The sequence below is a fragment of the Neptunitalea chrysea genome (genome assembly GCF_027924145.1).
Classification (GTDB): domain Bacteria; phylum Bacteroidota; class Bacteroidia; order Flavobacteriales; family Flavobacteriaceae; genus Neptunitalea; species Neptunitalea chrysea.
Genome location: NZ_BRVP01000009.1, coordinates 1 through 15,305 on the forward strand (window position 1 = coordinate 1; position 15,305 = coordinate 15,305).

The following is a 15,305-nucleotide window of genomic DNA, read 5'->3' on the forward strand; positions in this document are numbered from 1 at the left end:
CTACACCAGTTGAAGTATCGGTTTTCAACCTACAATGCAAATTGTTTTAGATACATACTCACTAAGTAGCAACTGTAATTCATACAAAACAACGAATACGCAAAAAGCATACAAAAACCAGCAATTTGAATACATCCATACTTTATAGTTGCTCTAATTTTGTTTCAGAATTAATTGTGAATCTTTAAAAAAAGAAAAATGAACAAAACAATTTTAATCACAGGAACATCATCAGGAATAGGGAAAGCTACAGCCAAAAAGTTTCAAGCAGAAGGTTGGAATGTAATTGCTACAATGCGTAGTCCTGAAAAAGAAAAGGAGCTAAACTCTCTAGAAAATGTTTTAGTAACCAAACTAGATGTTCAAGATTTAACAAGTATTGCAAGTGCAATTGAAGAAGGAATTGATAAGTTTGGGAAAATCGATGTTGTCCTAAATAATGCTGGATACGGTATATTAGGTACTTTTGAATCTGTAGCTAGAGAAAATATTTCGAGACAGTTTGATGTAAATGTCCTTGGTCTCTTTGATGTAACAAGAGCTGTATTGCCACATTTTAGAAAAAATAAAGACGGAATGTTCATCAATATATCATCGGTTGGAGGTAAAACAACCTTTCCAATGATGCAACTTTACCATTCTACAAAATTTGCTGTTGAAGGTTTTTCAGAATCTTTACAATACGAATTAGAGCCCATTGGAGTAAAAGTAAAAATAGTAGAACCAGGTAGCATAAAAACAGATTTTTCAGGTCGCTCGATGGATTTTCAGCACAATGATGAGTTAACAGAATATAACGAATTTGCATCGGGGGTTATGAATACTTTTGAAAAATTAATGAGTTCTGAAAACAGGAATAGTCCAGAACTAGTAGCAGATGTAATTTACAATGCCGCAACTGACGGAACGAACACGCTTAGATATGCAGCGGGTGCGGATGCTGAACATTTGTTAGCAGCTAGAAAAACGATGAATGATGCTGAATTCATTACTATGATGAAAACGAACCTAAACATTAAATAAGAAATAGAAAAGCACACTTTCACCCATAAAGTGTGCTTTTTTATACAAAAACACACACATTGAAAGATTTTATAAAAATAGAAACCATATCGGAATTTCATCAGGTTTTAGGTTTAGAAAAGCCAAAACATCCACTAATATCGGTATTACGATTAGGTGATGCTCGAAAAAATTTAGAAGTTGAGAATCTAAAATATTTACCAAGCTTATACAAAATCAGCTTAAAGGATAATTGTCCTTATAGTATTGTCAATTACGGTAGAAATTCATATGACTTTCAAGAGGGTACAATGATTTTTACGGCACCAAACCAAGTAATGGAATATAAAAAGGCTGAAACAACCAAAACTGACAAAGGTTGGATTTTAGCATTTCACCCGGATTTGATTCGGAAATCACCATTGGGACAAAACATAGAAGACTATTCATTCTTTTCCTATGCTTCGAATGAAGCCTTGCACCTATCCGAAGAGGAAAGAAAAACTGTCACAGATATCGTTGAGAAAATAGAGAAAGAGATCAGCAATAATATGGACACACATAGTCAAACGTTGATTATTTCAAATGTAGAATTGCTATTGAATTATTGTGTTCGTTTTTATGACCGACAATTTTATACAAGAACAAATCTAAATCAAGATATTGCAAGTCAGTTCGAACAATTTTTAAAAGATTACTATAACCAAGATAAACAATTGGAATTAGGGATTCCTACAGTTCAATACTGTGGAGAATCAATGAATATGTCACCCAAATATTTAAGTGATTTACTGCGAAAAGAAACTGGAAAAAGCACACAAGACCATATTCATCAATACATTATTGAAAAAGCAAAAAACAGACTACTAAATTCCAATGAAAGCGCGAGTCAAATCGCTTATGCTTTAGGATTTGAATACCCCCAGTATTTCAGTAAAATCTTCAAGAAGAAAACAACAATGAGCCCAAATGAATTTAGGAAAAATCTGAATTAAAAAAAGTCTAGCGCCTAACAATGTGTTCTATGAAAAGCCTTAGTCCAGTTCCCTAAAGTTAAACAATATTTTCTTTTGATATAACTTGCCCCGCATCCTATATTTGATACGCCCTTTTTCAGGTGTTCACCAGCATCTGTATGATTATAAGTCATAATAAGTTTGATCACTTGCTAACCAATGTGGTCACTGCCAACGGCAGGCCACCTACATTGTTCTGTGATACAAACCGATCTACTTTTATGTGAGCTTTGTTATGGTTTAATTTCTATAATCTCTAAGATAATAACTAGCTAACATATTCTCTCATCTTTATGTCCAGTCTAATATAGCAAATCCATTCTAACAAATTAAATGTACAAATAAGCAGATCTAAAAAGAGGAAACTCACAGCCAACCACAAATTATTTTTTTGGTCATAAATATTTATTCAATCATTGAGGTTAAATGCTCCGAGACATGTTTCGAAATAAAAGTTTTGTTCCTATAAACTACTTCATGGGTTTGCCCCGAAGTAGTTTATATAAAGAAAGTACTAGTGTTGATGTTAGCCTAATTTTAAGCCTCTAATACCTTTGTATAAACGATTTTTTTTCTTCTTTCCCTTCTTTTCTTTCCATTGATTTATTGATTTTAGGTTGTAAAATCCATACCCCTATTGGAAAAAACCAAACCATAAAAAATTCTCCTGCAAAATCAGAAAAGCGCACTTCTCTTTGCAGCTCTACAGTTTTAATAGTTTTGGCAACAAAATAAATAGTATAGAACATACAAAATAAGGAGAAAAAATGTAGCGGAAATATAATGAGTATAAATACAGCATGCATTGCATCGTCTGCTGTTGATATAAGAGAAATATAGGTGATAATGATTAAAAAATAGACTAGAGGAGTAAAGAAAAATAGTTTAAACTTTTTTATTTTCATTGTAACTGCTGGTACTTTTGTTTGTAACCCAACTGCCACCGAATAATACCAACCAAATAATGATGCTGCATACATTACTGTTATTACCATGAAAATTGGAAAAAATAGCTCATATATGGTATCATCATTGCTATCATATACTAAATTTCTAAATAGGGATACTATTGTAGTAATTTGAAGGATAAAAGGTATGCCAAATGTTAGTAAGAATAACTGCCAATGTTTTGCCTTTAAGAATTTTTCAATCATTTTTCGATGGTTTTTAGTGTATAGCAAAAATAGTAATCCCGCATTTAATAGAACAGTTAAATTTATATTCCTTACTTCTATCAACCTTCAAAAGGGATAAAATCGTACTTGGTTTCCTCAATACCTATTTCTTTTGTTTCTATAAGAACTACTTTAGCTGTGTAATTAATAGTGATTTATGAGGTTTCTGAACTCAATATGTATTAATAACTTTATTTTTAAAATAGTATTACTCTATTAGATACTTCCTGACCTTTCCCCGAGGTAGTTTACTGTTAATTTTATGATAATAATCATAATTTTCATTATTTTTGCCTACCAAAATTTAGTAAAGCATTGAAGCATACATTGTTGGCTATATTATTTTTAGTTCACACGGTTAAACCAATCATTCCTTTTGTGGAATATGCGCTTAATTACAACTATATTTCTACAGTGTTGTGTGTGAATAAAGACAAGCCTAAAATGCAATGTAACGGGAAGTGTCATTTGGCAAAAATGGTAGCCAAAAACACTGATGACAATCAGGAAAAAAACCTTCCGGAAGCCAAGTTAAATGTGCTCTTTATGACACTTTTTTTACAAGAAATAACACGTGTGCCACTGGTACATACCATTAAAGTTATAAAAGAGGATACAGTTTCTTTTAAAGAAAGCAACTATACGTTCTCTTTTGTAAATCTTCTTTTTAAACCTCCTATTTCAGGTTTTTTTTCATAGGTGATATTCGAATTTTTCTAACAGTTTATAATGGTGGTTTCACTTTGGTACGTAGAGTGTAGCGTTTATTATGTGCTGTTTGATTTTCAAATTGCTATGTAAAACATCCGTTTAATGCATCTAATAATGCCTTCGTGTTGTTATGGTAGATGCTCATACAATATGTTATCCTAATAGTACTAAAAAGAGTAGGCTAAGGCAGTATGCTATACCTTGTAGTGATGAATTGCTGTTTTTGCCAGTATAACTTTTATGAAGAAAATTGTAATCATAGTTGCATTATTTATGCTTTGTAAACCTATTATTCCGGTGTTGGAATACATAGTGTTTTATGATTACATTAAAAATGAACTCTGCGAGAACAAGGATAAACCAGCTATGCATTGTAATGGTAAATGTCATTTGGCAAAGCAATTGGCCAAGGCATCAGATGCCGAAAAGGAAACCAAAGATAAAAAGCAGTTTTCGTTAGAAACCAGTATTGTTTTTTGTCAGGAGTTGCCTGCTGGTATAGGTCTTGATTTATGTTGTACAGATTTAGGAAATACGATTATCAAGTATTATAACTCGTTATATACGCATTTAAGAATATCAACCTTATTGCGTCCTCCCATTAGTTAATTTTAAATGCGTGAATTGTTTAAGTTTTATTGCAATTCACAGGTATAAAACTGTTGTAACAATACATGAATACATTTATTAGTTAATCGAAATTAGATGTTTAGAGACTTGTTTCGAAATGCAAATGTAATTCTCAATAAATGCTTTGTGGGCTAGCCCTTAAGTAGTTTACTGTATGTAGTTAAAGCAGTAATTTTTAATACGTTTTAAATTAATTATTCATGAAGATTTTTAATCTTTTACTTGGTGTAGTTTTGGCTACAGTGGTTACCTCGTGTACATTAGAGAAAACCGATTATGAAGCTGAGTTAAGTGAGGTTGCTACAGATGAATACGTTTTTGAACAAGCGTTTTTATTAACTAGCAACGGGTATCAAATAAGTGTGGAAGTACTAAACGGTACTTTTTATAAAGGGTATAATGAAATACACTTATTTATAACCGATGAAAACAATGAGACTGTACAAAATGCTACAGTTACTTTTTTACCCATTCGGTTAGATGCTAATGAGGATGCCTATTCGTGTCCGCATGCTTATGAGGTGGGGTATCAAGCAGATAACCAATACTATTTAGGGTATGCTGTATTTGATGAGGTAAGTAATACCAATGCTACGTGGGAATTTTATTTAACCGTTACGATAGCTAATGAAACGTTTACCCTACAACACGGAGTTACGGTAGCTTCACAACCTAATCTCAACTTAAATATGACCTCGTTTACAGGTAACAATGGCGTGCAGTATTACATTGCTTTAATAGCCCCTGTGAGTCCGGGTGTGTCAGAAAATGAGTTGATTGCAGGGATATACCAGTATAACGAACCTCAGGTTCCTATAGGTAATTTTCCCGATCCTACACAGTTTTCTTTTAGTGAGGTACAAGGGGCAACCTTGTTGTTAGATCCCAGAATGCCTGAACCTTCTATGGGCAACCATTCGTCACCTAATAATGAGGATTTAACGCAGGGTAGTGACGGACTGTATTATGGGGTTGTGAACTATACTATGACCGGTAATTGGACGCTCAATTTTATTTTTCAGAATGAAGGGGGAGCGGTTATTAAAGGAACTGAGGTACCAACCGATTTTACTCCGGGTATAACGGGTGAGAAAAGCGAACTCCATATAGATATACTGTTTTAAGATGAAGAAATTAGTAATAACGATTCTCTTTTTACTGTGTGTAATACCCGTAATAGCACAGGATACAACCAAAGAAAAGGATAGTATAGAAATTTTAGAGGAAGTACAGATATCAAAGCATGTTAAGAAGAAAATTGAAACGGATCTGAAAATGGCAGTTTCAGTAGATGAATTTTTAGCATCGTCTACTGCTATTAGCTTTATTAAGCGGGGGGCGTATGCGTGGGAGCCTTTACTTAACAATATGGGTGCCGAACGTGCTACCATTACCATTGATGGGATGCATGTGTTTGGCGCATGTACCGATAAGATGGATCCTATTACGGCGTATGTAGAAAGTAATAACCTAGCAGCGGTAGATGTAAAATCGGGTCAGGAGGGCGGACTGAATGGTGCTACGGTTGCGGGTAGTATAGACCTTAAACGAAAGGCGAGTACCTTTAGCATGCAAGAGCAATGGAAGGGCGCCTACCAAACAGGGTTTGAGTTTAACAACCAACAGTTGTTTAACTTAGGAAATGTATCGTACGCCAATAGTAAATGGGTGGCAGAAGGAAGTATATCGTACCGTAAAGCCGATGATTATAGCGATGGAAACAATACTGAGGTAGCGCATTCTCAGTATACCAAAATCAATTCCTCATTAGGGTTTGCATATAAAACAAGCCCGTTAGCATCGGTACGTGTAGATGCTATTTTTGATGAGGCTAAAAATGTGGGATACCCCGCATTACCAATGGATTTATGGCTTTCCAGAGCGCTTATTACTTCGGCTACATATAAGCAGTTGTTTGAAAAAGGATTGGTGAAAGTTTGGGATACCAAAGTCTATTTTAATACCATAGAGCATTATATGGACGATACCACCCGCCCAGAGAATTTAGTACATATGGATATGCCTGGTTGGAGTACTACCTATGGGTTGTTGTCTAAAATTAACATACGCAAAAATAACGTTGCTTCAGAAATTCAGTTGAATGCATACAACAATTTATCGATAGCAGAAATGCGTATGTATCCGCAGGATAGAAGCGAGCGAACCATGTTTGCTTATAGTTGGCCTTGGGTAACTACCCGTTATGCCGGACTCTCTATGAATAATTCATTAGACATTGCTGAGTATAGTGAGCTTACCTTTGGAGGTTCGTTAGGGATTAATTACAATCGTTCTAAGTATATAGATTTTAACTGGATTTTTAATCCGGGAGCACCGCAGGAAAAAACAAGGTTATTGCCTAGTTTACATGCTGGTTACAATGTAACGGTAAAGCAATTTAATTTTGCTGTGGGAGCAGGTTACGGACACCGAGCGCCTTCCGTTTCGGAAGGATATGGCTATTATATCTATAATAGTTTTGACAGGTACGATTATGTTGGAAACCCAAACTTAAAAAATGAAATTTCTTATGAAGGTAATGCAGCGGCAAGCTTTAGTAGTAAAAAGCTAACCGTGCAGGCCAAAGTAAATTATTTCTATATACAGAATTATATTATAGGAAGAATTTTAAGTTTAGGAAGCCCCATGAACTATCAATCGGTTGGGGTAAAGGGATATACTTCTTTAGACTATGCAACCTTGTTCAATTTCTCTATGAATGCAAGTTACGCCATTACAGAGAATTTGCATTGGAAAGGTACTCTAGCATATGCCAGAGGGCTAGATAATGACGGAGGCAACCTGCCGTTTATTCGTCCGTTAAGTTACCAAACTTCATTGCATTATAAATACAAGGCGTTTGGTTTTCAAACCGCTTTTAGTGGTGATTTGGAACAACAACATTACAGTCCGTTATATGGGGAAGATTTAACACCTGCCTATTCCATTCTAAATTTCTCGGCCGATTATAGCTTTCGTATAAAAGATTTTAAAACAGTGCTTCAGGTAGGAGCAGAAAACGTATTGAACCAATATTATAGCACCTATGCTGATTGGGGAAATATACCAAGAATGGGGAGAAATATTTTCACCTCTTTACAAATCAAATTCTAATAAGAACCAATACAATTTAAATTTTATAAAAATGAAAAATATTAAACAGATACTTTTTTTAGCACTTACTTCAATAGTCTTCATCTCATGTGGTAACGATGATGATATACCGGCAGCAAATAACATTACCTTAGCGTTTCATAATACCTTTGGAGACGAAACCATTGTGTTAGGAGATGCTACTTCTGAAACTGCAACAGTAAATACTTCAGAGGCCGGACAAGTACATCATTTTTCTGAGGTGAAATATGTAATTAGTAACATTGTTTTGGTACAAGCAGATGGTACAGAGTTTCCATACTATATTAACGATTTAGACAATGGTGCAACGGTGGTAAATGTAGCCGATGCATCAACGTTGAATTATGTATTAACAACTATTCCTTCTGGTGAGTATACACAAATTAAATTTGGGTTAGGAGTTAGAAGCGATTTAAACACCTTAGACGAGGTTAGTTTTCCTGAGTTTTATGCATTGGCGGGTGCAAACGATACCGAAATGCATTGGGAATGGGGAACAGGATACCGTTTTACCAAAATCGAAGGATTTTATAGTGCCGATGACTTAACACTTTCTGTGCATACAGGTAGTACTGTTGAAGGAACACAAGGAGACGAGTCTACTTATACACAAGGGGTAGATGCCTATAGAGGAATTACCTTAGACTTAACTACCAATGCAGTGGTGGGTAGCAGTGCACCAACCATTACAATTAAAGCTGATTTTGATAAATTATTAAGCGGACAAACCAATACCATTACATTAGGCGATAATAATGCAACACCTAGCGTTCATACGGCTGCTAATATGGAATTGTTTGTAGATAATTTAGGGGGCGATGGTACCAACGATGTAAACGGAATGTTTTCTGTTGAGAATGTAGAAAACTAAAAATAACCTTTCAAAGCCGTCTGTTGTAATACAGACGGCTCTATAAAACTGTAGTTGTATGTTAAAAGAAATAACAATGCTGGCTGTGGTTTTCTTGTTTTTGTCTTGCAGTACAACTGATGAGGAGCCGATAGTGATAGCTAATCCGCAGATTGGTGTTGATATACCTCTTAATTTTCCGGAGTTTAATGCGGCTGTTTATGCCAATAGGCCTACCCAATACGGGGTAGCATTGGGTGAAGAATTGTTTTTTGATGTACGCTTAAGTACCGATAATACAATAGCCTGTGCTAGTTGCCATATGCCCGGTAATGCCTATGCCGATCATAACGTGCAAGGTGTTGGTGTAGAAGGTAGGATAGGATTAAGAAATGTGCCTGCTATTCAAAATTTAGCATTTATGAATTTTTATAACTGGGATGGTAGCAGGTTGCAATTAGAGAATCAGTCTTTGGTGCCTATTATTACGCATGAAGAAATGGACTCTTCTATACTGGAGGTAATGAGTAAACTTGAAGGGGATGATACTTATACCGAAATGTTCCGGAATGCTTTTGGAGATGCAGAAATAACTCCCGAAAGAATTTACACTAGTATTGCCCAGTATGAGTATACATTAATCTCAGCTAATAGTACCTATGATAAGGTGATAAGAAATGAAGGGGTTGCGTTTACAGAAAGTGAAGCAAGAGGCTACGAAACCTTTCAGCAAAAATGCGTGAGTTGTCATAGTACCGAATTGTTTACCGATCAAAGTTTTAGAAATATAGGTTTTCCGGTAAATACAAGTGTTGACGAGGCTGGTAGAGCCAGAGTTACAGGAGATATGGATGATTATATGAGTTTTAGAGTTCCGTCTTTACGCAATGTTGAGTATACTGCACCCTATGGTAGTTTTGGTCAGTTTGAAACGTTAAGAGCAGTACTCGATTATTTTGATGATGGTGTTTTGGATGCCGATAATTTAGATCCTATTTTTAAAAACAACAGCAATCGTATTCCGTTATCCGAATTGGAAAAAGAAGATTTAATAGCTTTTATGAAAACACTGAGCGATGCGGAGTTTGTTTCGGTATTGAATGATTAGAGATCAGTTAACAATACTAAAATTTCAAAGAGCTGTTACTCAATAATTGAGATTAGATGCTTCGAGACTTGTCTCTAAATAGAAATGCAATGCTTACTAAATGCTTCGTGGGCTTGCCCGGAAGTAGTTTACTTTGATGATGACGTATCTTACCAAAATATAGTACAATAGATACTATATTTTGGTAAGATACTTTTCATGAGAAATTCATCAATCAATCGTTAAGAACCTTCGTTACATGATTATTTGTTGTTTTCAATTTTGTCTTAGTACTATTGTTTTTTTGATAATTCAGAAAATAGTTCGATTAAATTATTTTCGGGATCTCTAAAATGGGTAACTCTAATACCCCAGTCAGTCATGTCTTTAGGCTCGGTAAGAAATGCAATTCCTTTAGCTTGTAAGAATGTATAAGTTTCGTTTACATTGTCAACTTCTAGTATTAGGGCCACTTTGTCTTGTATATGTTCATGGGTATGTGTATCGGTATTATCAATAGCCATGTTCATAAATTCGGCTTTAAATAAGCAAAGACCAGAGGGCACTCCTACGTTAAAGCTAGCATAGGCTTCCCCAAGTTTCCCCCAGGTACATTCCAAACCAAGTGTGTCTTTGTAAAAAGTAAAACAGGTATCAAAGTTGTTTACTAAAAGTCTGATATTATTGAATTTCATTTCACTATTATTTATGTATTCATAATAAAGTAAAATTACTTTTTTGTCATTGTAGTCAATTGTAAAAATCGGTCGTTTTTATTCTCGAAGAGCTGGGTAGGGCTACTGCCTGTATGTTTTTTTAGGTCTTTAATGAAGTGTGACTGATCAAAATAATCTTGTTCAGGGTAGAGCTGTCCTTTTTTGAGGTGCTTGTAAGAGGCATGACATTTTAAAATGGTGCAATAGGATTTTAGCGGAAGTCCGAACCGATCTGAAAAATACCTATTGATTTGTCGACTTGACCAGCATACTTGTTCTGCATATTGCGTAACGGTTTGCTCACCGTTGGTTTGGTACAGAAGGTTAAAAAGTTGCCGTTTTCTATGGTCTATACTTTCATGACTTGTTACGAGAGAAAGCATTGTATTATTCAGCTTTTCGGTAACACTTTCCAAATGAGTAAAAGTGTACTCGTTTAATTGCCAAAAGCTAGGTTCTTTAGATTGTTCACTATTAAGAAGCAGAGCAATCTTTTGTTGCAACATATAGTCTACTGCTAATAATTTAAACCGTATCCCAAAGAGTTGTGTATTCGGTGGTATGGAAACCGCTACCTGTTTTGTCCAAAGTCCGGTAAGCGAAATTTCTTGCTGTTGCTGTTTCGTAAATGAAATGATAAGATCAAAACAGCCATCGGGTAAAATGGTATAATCCAGAGGTTTGTTTGTAGTATTGTCAAACCACCAATAACTCTTTACAAAGTCGGTTAGTAATGCAGTGGGTTCAAACTCTTTGTATACCATGTATCGTGTTGTATGGTTTTTTCAAAGATAAGGTGTTTTTACATATGTTTTTAAATACTCTTTAGCCTGCTGAACTAACTTTTGGTATTTCTGAAATAATATACTCTTATGCTCTTTCAAATGTATTTTGGAGAAGACTTCCTTTAGTTATAGGAATAGCTTCTTTAACACCATGCACTGGGGTGCCAATGCGTTCTTGGTTTAGGGCACTTATTCGTACTGTCAGAACCTTATATTTTCATGCCCAAAAGGTTTTGTCTATGGCATCACTATACCCGTTTATGTCTATTTTATGAGTTGTAATAATGTTCTGTAATTCATTTTACCCTTTAACTTTATTTTAGTGCTATACCTAAAGCAAAAAACTTATTTTAGTAGTTTAAAATATATGTAATGAAGCTTCACTTTTCTTTCTTATGGTTGTTATGTGCTTTGCCCACGGTACTATTGGCGCAAAACCCAGATGTAGATATACAACAATATGAATTTCACCTTTCAGTAACCGATACCAATAATGAGATTAAAGGAAAGGCAGTGATTGATTTTGACTTTGTGAATACTACCGATGTATTGCAACTGGATTTTGTGGCTGTTGATGCTAAAGGTAAGGGGATGAAGGTAGACAGTGTGGTACAAGAGCATAACAAGCTAAAGTTTGCGCAAGACAAGGAGACGTTAAGTATATATACTTCATCTGATGCTCAAGTGGCTGTTTACTATCACGGTATTCCTAAAGACGGATTGATTATTAGCAAAAACATTTATGGAAATCGTACTTTTTTTGGAGACAACTGGCCCAACCGGGCACACCATTGGTTGCCTGTTATAGATCATCCTACAGATAAGGCTAAGGTGTCTTTTTATGTTACCGTACCTAAAAAATACGAGGTAATTGCTACCGGTACATTACAAGAGATCTTTGAGAGTGGTTCTACCAAAAAGTACCTATATAAATCGCCGGTAGAATTGTCTACTAAGGTAATGGTTATTGGAGTGGCACAATTTGCGGTAGAAGATTTAGGTACCGTAGCCAACGTACCTTTAACCAGTTGGGTGTATCCTGAAAATGAAAAAGCCGGATTTTATGATTATGCCATAGCCGAACCCATTCTAAACTTTTTTACCCAACATATATCAGAATTCCCGTTTACGAAGTTAGCAAACGTACAATCAACTACACGTTATGGAGGTATGGAGAATGCAGGGAATATATTCTATTCAGAAAAGTCTGTTGATGGAAAACGTTCGTATGAGTTTATCATTGCCCATGAAATAGCACACCAATGGTTTGGAGATTCGGCTTCAGAGATCGATTGGCCACAGCTTTGGTTAAGTGAGGGGTTTGCTACCTATTTTACCAATTTGTATGCAGAATATGCCTACGGCAAGGAAAAGTTAGACGAACGTTTGCAAAAGGAGCGTGCCGAGGTAATTGCATTTAGCAAGTATGCCAAAACGCCTATTATAGATAGCAGTAGAACGGAGCTTATAGAGTTATTAAACCCGAACTCTTACCAAAAGGGTGGTTGGGTGTTGCACATGCTACGTAGAAAAGTAGGGGATGCCATTTTCTGGAAAGCCATTAAAAAGTATTACCAAACCTATGCGTATAGCAATGCTACTTCGCATGATTTACAAGCAGTATTTGAAGAGGTTTCCGGTACCGACTTAGAATTGTTTTTTAAGCAATGGTTAACACAATATGGGGAACCTAAGTTGAAACTGGACTATACCTATAAAAATAAGAAGGCCACGATTACGATACACCAGTTACAGCAAAGTAATTTTGAGTTTCCATTACAACTACGCATTACCTATGCAAATAAAGATGCTGAGGTAATAGAGGTTCAGGTAACCAAAAAAGAACAGGTTTTTGAAGTAGAGGTGCCCGAAACCCCAACAACTATAGTATTAGATCCTAATACGAATTTATTGTTTGAGAAGGGGTAGGAAGGAATTTGACTGGTGAATATATAAGTAATTCATAGTGATTTACTTAGGCGTTAGTTATTAATGATTTCTACTATATAGCATTGATTTTGTAGTAAATACGATTAAAGCCATATACAGGTTGTCTGTAACTTTTTTGATACAATTAATAGCTTCAAATGAAGACGGATTTTCAGTACTCATACATATTTTTGGTCGGCTCGTCTTTTAAGAAGAGATCTGAAAAATTAGGTCATTGGTTCTGTTTGTATATGTGTTGCGATATATAGCTATTCATTACAAGGAGTAACAGGTATTTCTATTCTTAACAGATAGTATTTAACTTAGGGGGTAATTTTTTAAATATTAAGACATAAAAAAAGCCCCTTAAAAGGGGCTCTTCTGTACGTCATTTTTAACGTTTGGTCTTATTTAGTAACTTGTACATTTACCGCGTTTAAACCTTTTTTACCAGATTCAACATCGAAAGTTACTTCATCTTGTTCTTGGATTTCGTCAGTTAATCCTGAAATATGAACAAAAATATCTTCTCCTTGTTCGTTTGTAATAAAACCAAATCCTTTACTTTGGTTGAAAAATTTTACCGTTCCTTTTTGCATTTCTATAATAATTAAATAAATTTTATTGTTTTCTTATTTCTATGGCTTTATAGCCTTTTGGTGATTTCTCTTTTTCAAATGTAACGCGATCCTGCTGTTTTACTAAATCAAGTAAGTCGTTTGTATGAAAAAATATAGTTTCTCCCATTCCGCCATCTTCCCTTATAAATCCATATCCTTTTTCAAGAATGAATTTTTCTACAGTCCCGGTCTTAATAGGAGACTCTTCTATTATAGGAGCAGCTCCTAGCTGAATGTCCTCTAGATTAATCTCACTTCTTTCCTCTGTTGGAGGAGTGTCGTGTAAGTGCCCGTTTTCATCTACATAGGCAAACATACTTTCTATACTTTTACCTTTATTGTTATTAGACTTTCTATTCTCTCTTCTTTGAGATTTTTCTTTTAGTTTTTGAGCTTTCTTTTTTGCCTTTTCTTTTTTAGAAAAAGAGTCTGCCATATGTTTTATAATTAGTTAATAATCCGTTTCATGTTATTTTGCCTGATGTCTGGGGATACTAAAACCAATGAGGTTTTCAATGGTTTTTAGGTAGGTCCTTTCATCGGTATCGCATAATGATATTGCATGCCCTGGTTTTCCTGCACGCCCTGTACGTCCAATTCGGTGTACATACGTTTCGGGTACGTTTGGTAATTCGTAATTAATTACTTGTGGCAAGCCAGCAATGTCAATACCTCTTGAGGCTATATCTGTAGCTACCAAAATGGCAATTCTACTATCTTTAAAATCGTTTAGTGCTTTTTGGCGTGCGTTTTGAGACTTGTTACCATGAATAGCTGCTGCTTTTATTCCGGTTTTGTCCAAATGCTTCACCAATTTATCTGCACCTCGTTTGGTTCTGGTAAAAATAAGGGAACGTGATGATTTGTTATTTTTTAATAAGGAAACCAACACCTCTCTTTTTTCCTGTTTTGGTGTAAAACATACTGATTGTTCTACAGTATGTGCGGTAGAAGATACAGGAGCTACCACTATTTCTTCAGGTTGATATAAAATATTTAACGCGAATTTACGAATGGCTTTAGGTAATGTTGCCGAAAAGAATAAGATTTGTTTCTTTTTAGGTAACAGCGACAGTATTTTTTTAATATCATTTATAAAGCCCATGTCTAGCATCGTATCTGCTTCATCTAGTACCAATGTTTCTATGTACGATAGGTTAATATGTTTGGTATTTACCAAGTCTAGTAACCGTCCAGGGGTAGCTATTACAATATCTGTTCTTTTCTTTAGGCCAATAATTTGCTTTTGTTGTGATACTCCCCCAACAATAACTTGTGAGGTTATAGGTAAAAATGCACTATAGGCATTAAAATTTTTATGTATTTGTACTGCTAGTTCTCTGGTAGGAGTAACTACTAAAACTCTAATTGCTTTTTTACGAGAAGGGTTTTGTTGTAGCTGTTGTAAAATAGGTATGGCGAAAGCTGCGGTTTTACCTGTACCTGTTTGTGCACAAGCTAGTACATCTCTCCCCTCTATAATTCTAGGAATAGCCTCACTCTGTATGCTGGTTGCAGTAGTATACCCCGCTTTAGAGATGGCTTTTAAAATAGATCCTGATAATTTTAATTCGTTGAAATTCATACATGTTTTTTAACCGGAACAACCGGACTTATAGAAGCACTTTATTGGTCTTCTTTCAATTGTA

15 protein-coding genes are annotated in these 15,305 nt (G+C 35.2%); 9 read left to right on the forward strand and 6 right to left on the reverse strand.

Annotated features, from left to right (window positions below; genetic code table 11):
* The first annotated feature begins 198 nt into the window (after positions 1-198).
* Entirely contained in the window at positions 199-1,023 is an 825-nt protein-coding gene (locus NBRC110019_RS07655) for an SDR family oxidoreductase (protein ID WP_281753750.1), read from the forward strand.
* Positions 1,024-1,082: 59 nt separating this feature from the next.
* Positions 1,083-1,997 carry a helix-turn-helix domain-containing protein gene (locus tag NBRC110019_RS07660; RefSeq protein ID WP_281753752.1) on the forward strand — a complete coding sequence of 305 codons (915 nt, stop codon included), beginning with the start codon at positions 1,083-1,085 and terminating at the stop codon, positions 1,995-1,997.
* Positions 1,998-2,563: 566 nt separating this feature from the next.
* Here NBRC110019_RS07660 and NBRC110019_RS07665 read toward each other — a convergent pair.
* The gene (locus NBRC110019_RS07665; protein ID WP_281753754.1) at positions 2,564-3,172 is read right to left on the reverse strand and encodes a hypothetical protein; all 609 of its coding nucleotides are present in this window, start codon (positions 3,170-3,172) and stop codon (positions 2,564-2,566) included.
* 336 nt (positions 3,173-3,508) lie between these two features.
* On the opposite strand from NBRC110019_RS07665, the gene NBRC110019_RS07670 reads away from it, so the two are divergent.
* From NBRC110019_RS07670 to NBRC110019_RS07695, 6 genes are all read left to right on the forward strand, one after another.
* Entirely contained in the window at positions 3,509-3,892 is a 384-nt protein-coding gene (locus tag NBRC110019_RS07670; protein WP_281753756.1) for a hypothetical protein, read from the forward strand.
* A 252-nt stretch (positions 3,893-4,144) separates the two neighbouring features.
* Positions 4,145-4,513 (forward strand): hypothetical protein, encoded by a 369-nt coding sequence (locus NBRC110019_RS07675; RefSeq protein ID WP_281753758.1) that lies wholly within the window; start codon positions 4,145-4,147, stop codon positions 4,511-4,513.
* A gap of 221 nt (positions 4,514-4,734) precedes the next feature.
* Positions 4,735-5,658, forward strand: a complete 924-nt coding sequence (locus tag NBRC110019_RS07680; protein ID WP_281753760.1) for a hypothetical protein — start codon at positions 4,735-4,737, stop codon at positions 5,656-5,658.
* A 1-nt stretch (position 5,659) separates the two neighbouring features.
* Positions 5,660-7,648, forward strand: coding sequence for a TonB-dependent receptor plug domain-containing protein (locus NBRC110019_RS07685; protein ID WP_281753762.1), 1,989 nt, complete (start codon positions 5,660-5,662; stop codon positions 7,646-7,648).
* Between the two features lie 31 nt (positions 7,649-7,679).
* Complete coding sequence (locus NBRC110019_RS07690) at positions 7,680-8,540, forward strand: MbnP family protein (protein WP_281753764.1); 861 nt, start codon at positions 7,680-7,682, stop codon at positions 8,538-8,540.
* Between the two features lie 58 nt (positions 8,541-8,598).
* Positions 8,599-9,627: a cytochrome-c peroxidase gene (locus NBRC110019_RS07695; protein WP_281753766.1), complete on the forward strand. Its 1,029-nt coding sequence runs from the start codon at positions 8,599-8,601 to the stop codon at positions 9,625-9,627.
* A gap of 272 nt (positions 9,628-9,899) precedes the next feature.
* On the opposite strand, the gene NBRC110019_RS07700 is transcribed toward NBRC110019_RS07695, so the two are convergent.
* Both NBRC110019_RS07700 and NBRC110019_RS07705 read right to left on the reverse strand, forming a co-directional pair.
* Positions 9,900-10,301: a VOC family protein gene (locus NBRC110019_RS07700; RefSeq protein ID WP_281753768.1), complete on the reverse strand. Its 402-nt coding sequence runs from the start codon at positions 10,299-10,301 to the stop codon at positions 9,900-9,902.
* Positions 10,302-10,336: 35 nt separating this feature from the next.
* Positions 10,337-11,086 carry a helix-turn-helix domain-containing protein gene (locus NBRC110019_RS07705; protein ID WP_281753770.1) on the reverse strand — a complete coding sequence of 250 codons (750 nt, stop codon included), beginning with the start codon at positions 11,084-11,086 and terminating at the stop codon, positions 10,337-10,339.
* Positions 11,087-11,479: 393 nt separating this feature from the next.
* Between NBRC110019_RS07705 and NBRC110019_RS07710 the strand changes: the two genes are divergently transcribed.
* Positions 11,480-13,036, forward strand: coding sequence for a M1 family metallopeptidase (locus NBRC110019_RS07710; RefSeq protein ID WP_281753772.1), 1,557 nt, complete (start codon positions 11,480-11,482; stop codon positions 13,034-13,036).
* A 407-nt stretch (positions 13,037-13,443) separates the two neighbouring features.
* Here NBRC110019_RS07710 and NBRC110019_RS07715 read toward each other — a convergent pair whose 3' ends face one another.
* From NBRC110019_RS07715 to NBRC110019_RS07725, 3 genes are read right to left on the reverse strand one after another with little or no spacing between them, the layout of a single operon-like run.
* Positions 13,444-13,635, reverse strand: coding sequence for a cold-shock protein (locus NBRC110019_RS07715; RefSeq protein ID WP_281753774.1), 192 nt, complete (start codon positions 13,633-13,635; stop codon positions 13,444-13,446).
* A gap of 22 nt (positions 13,636-13,657) precedes the next feature.
* Complete coding sequence (locus NBRC110019_RS07720; protein ID WP_281753776.1) at positions 13,658-14,092, reverse strand: cold-shock protein; 435 nt, start codon at positions 14,090-14,092, stop codon at positions 13,658-13,660.
* 33 nt (positions 14,093-14,125) lie between these two features.
* Positions 14,126-15,241, reverse strand: a complete 1,116-nt coding sequence (locus NBRC110019_RS07725; protein WP_281753778.1) for a DEAD/DEAH box helicase — start codon at positions 15,239-15,241, stop codon at positions 14,126-14,128.
* Positions 15,242-15,305: the final 64 nt, after the last annotated feature.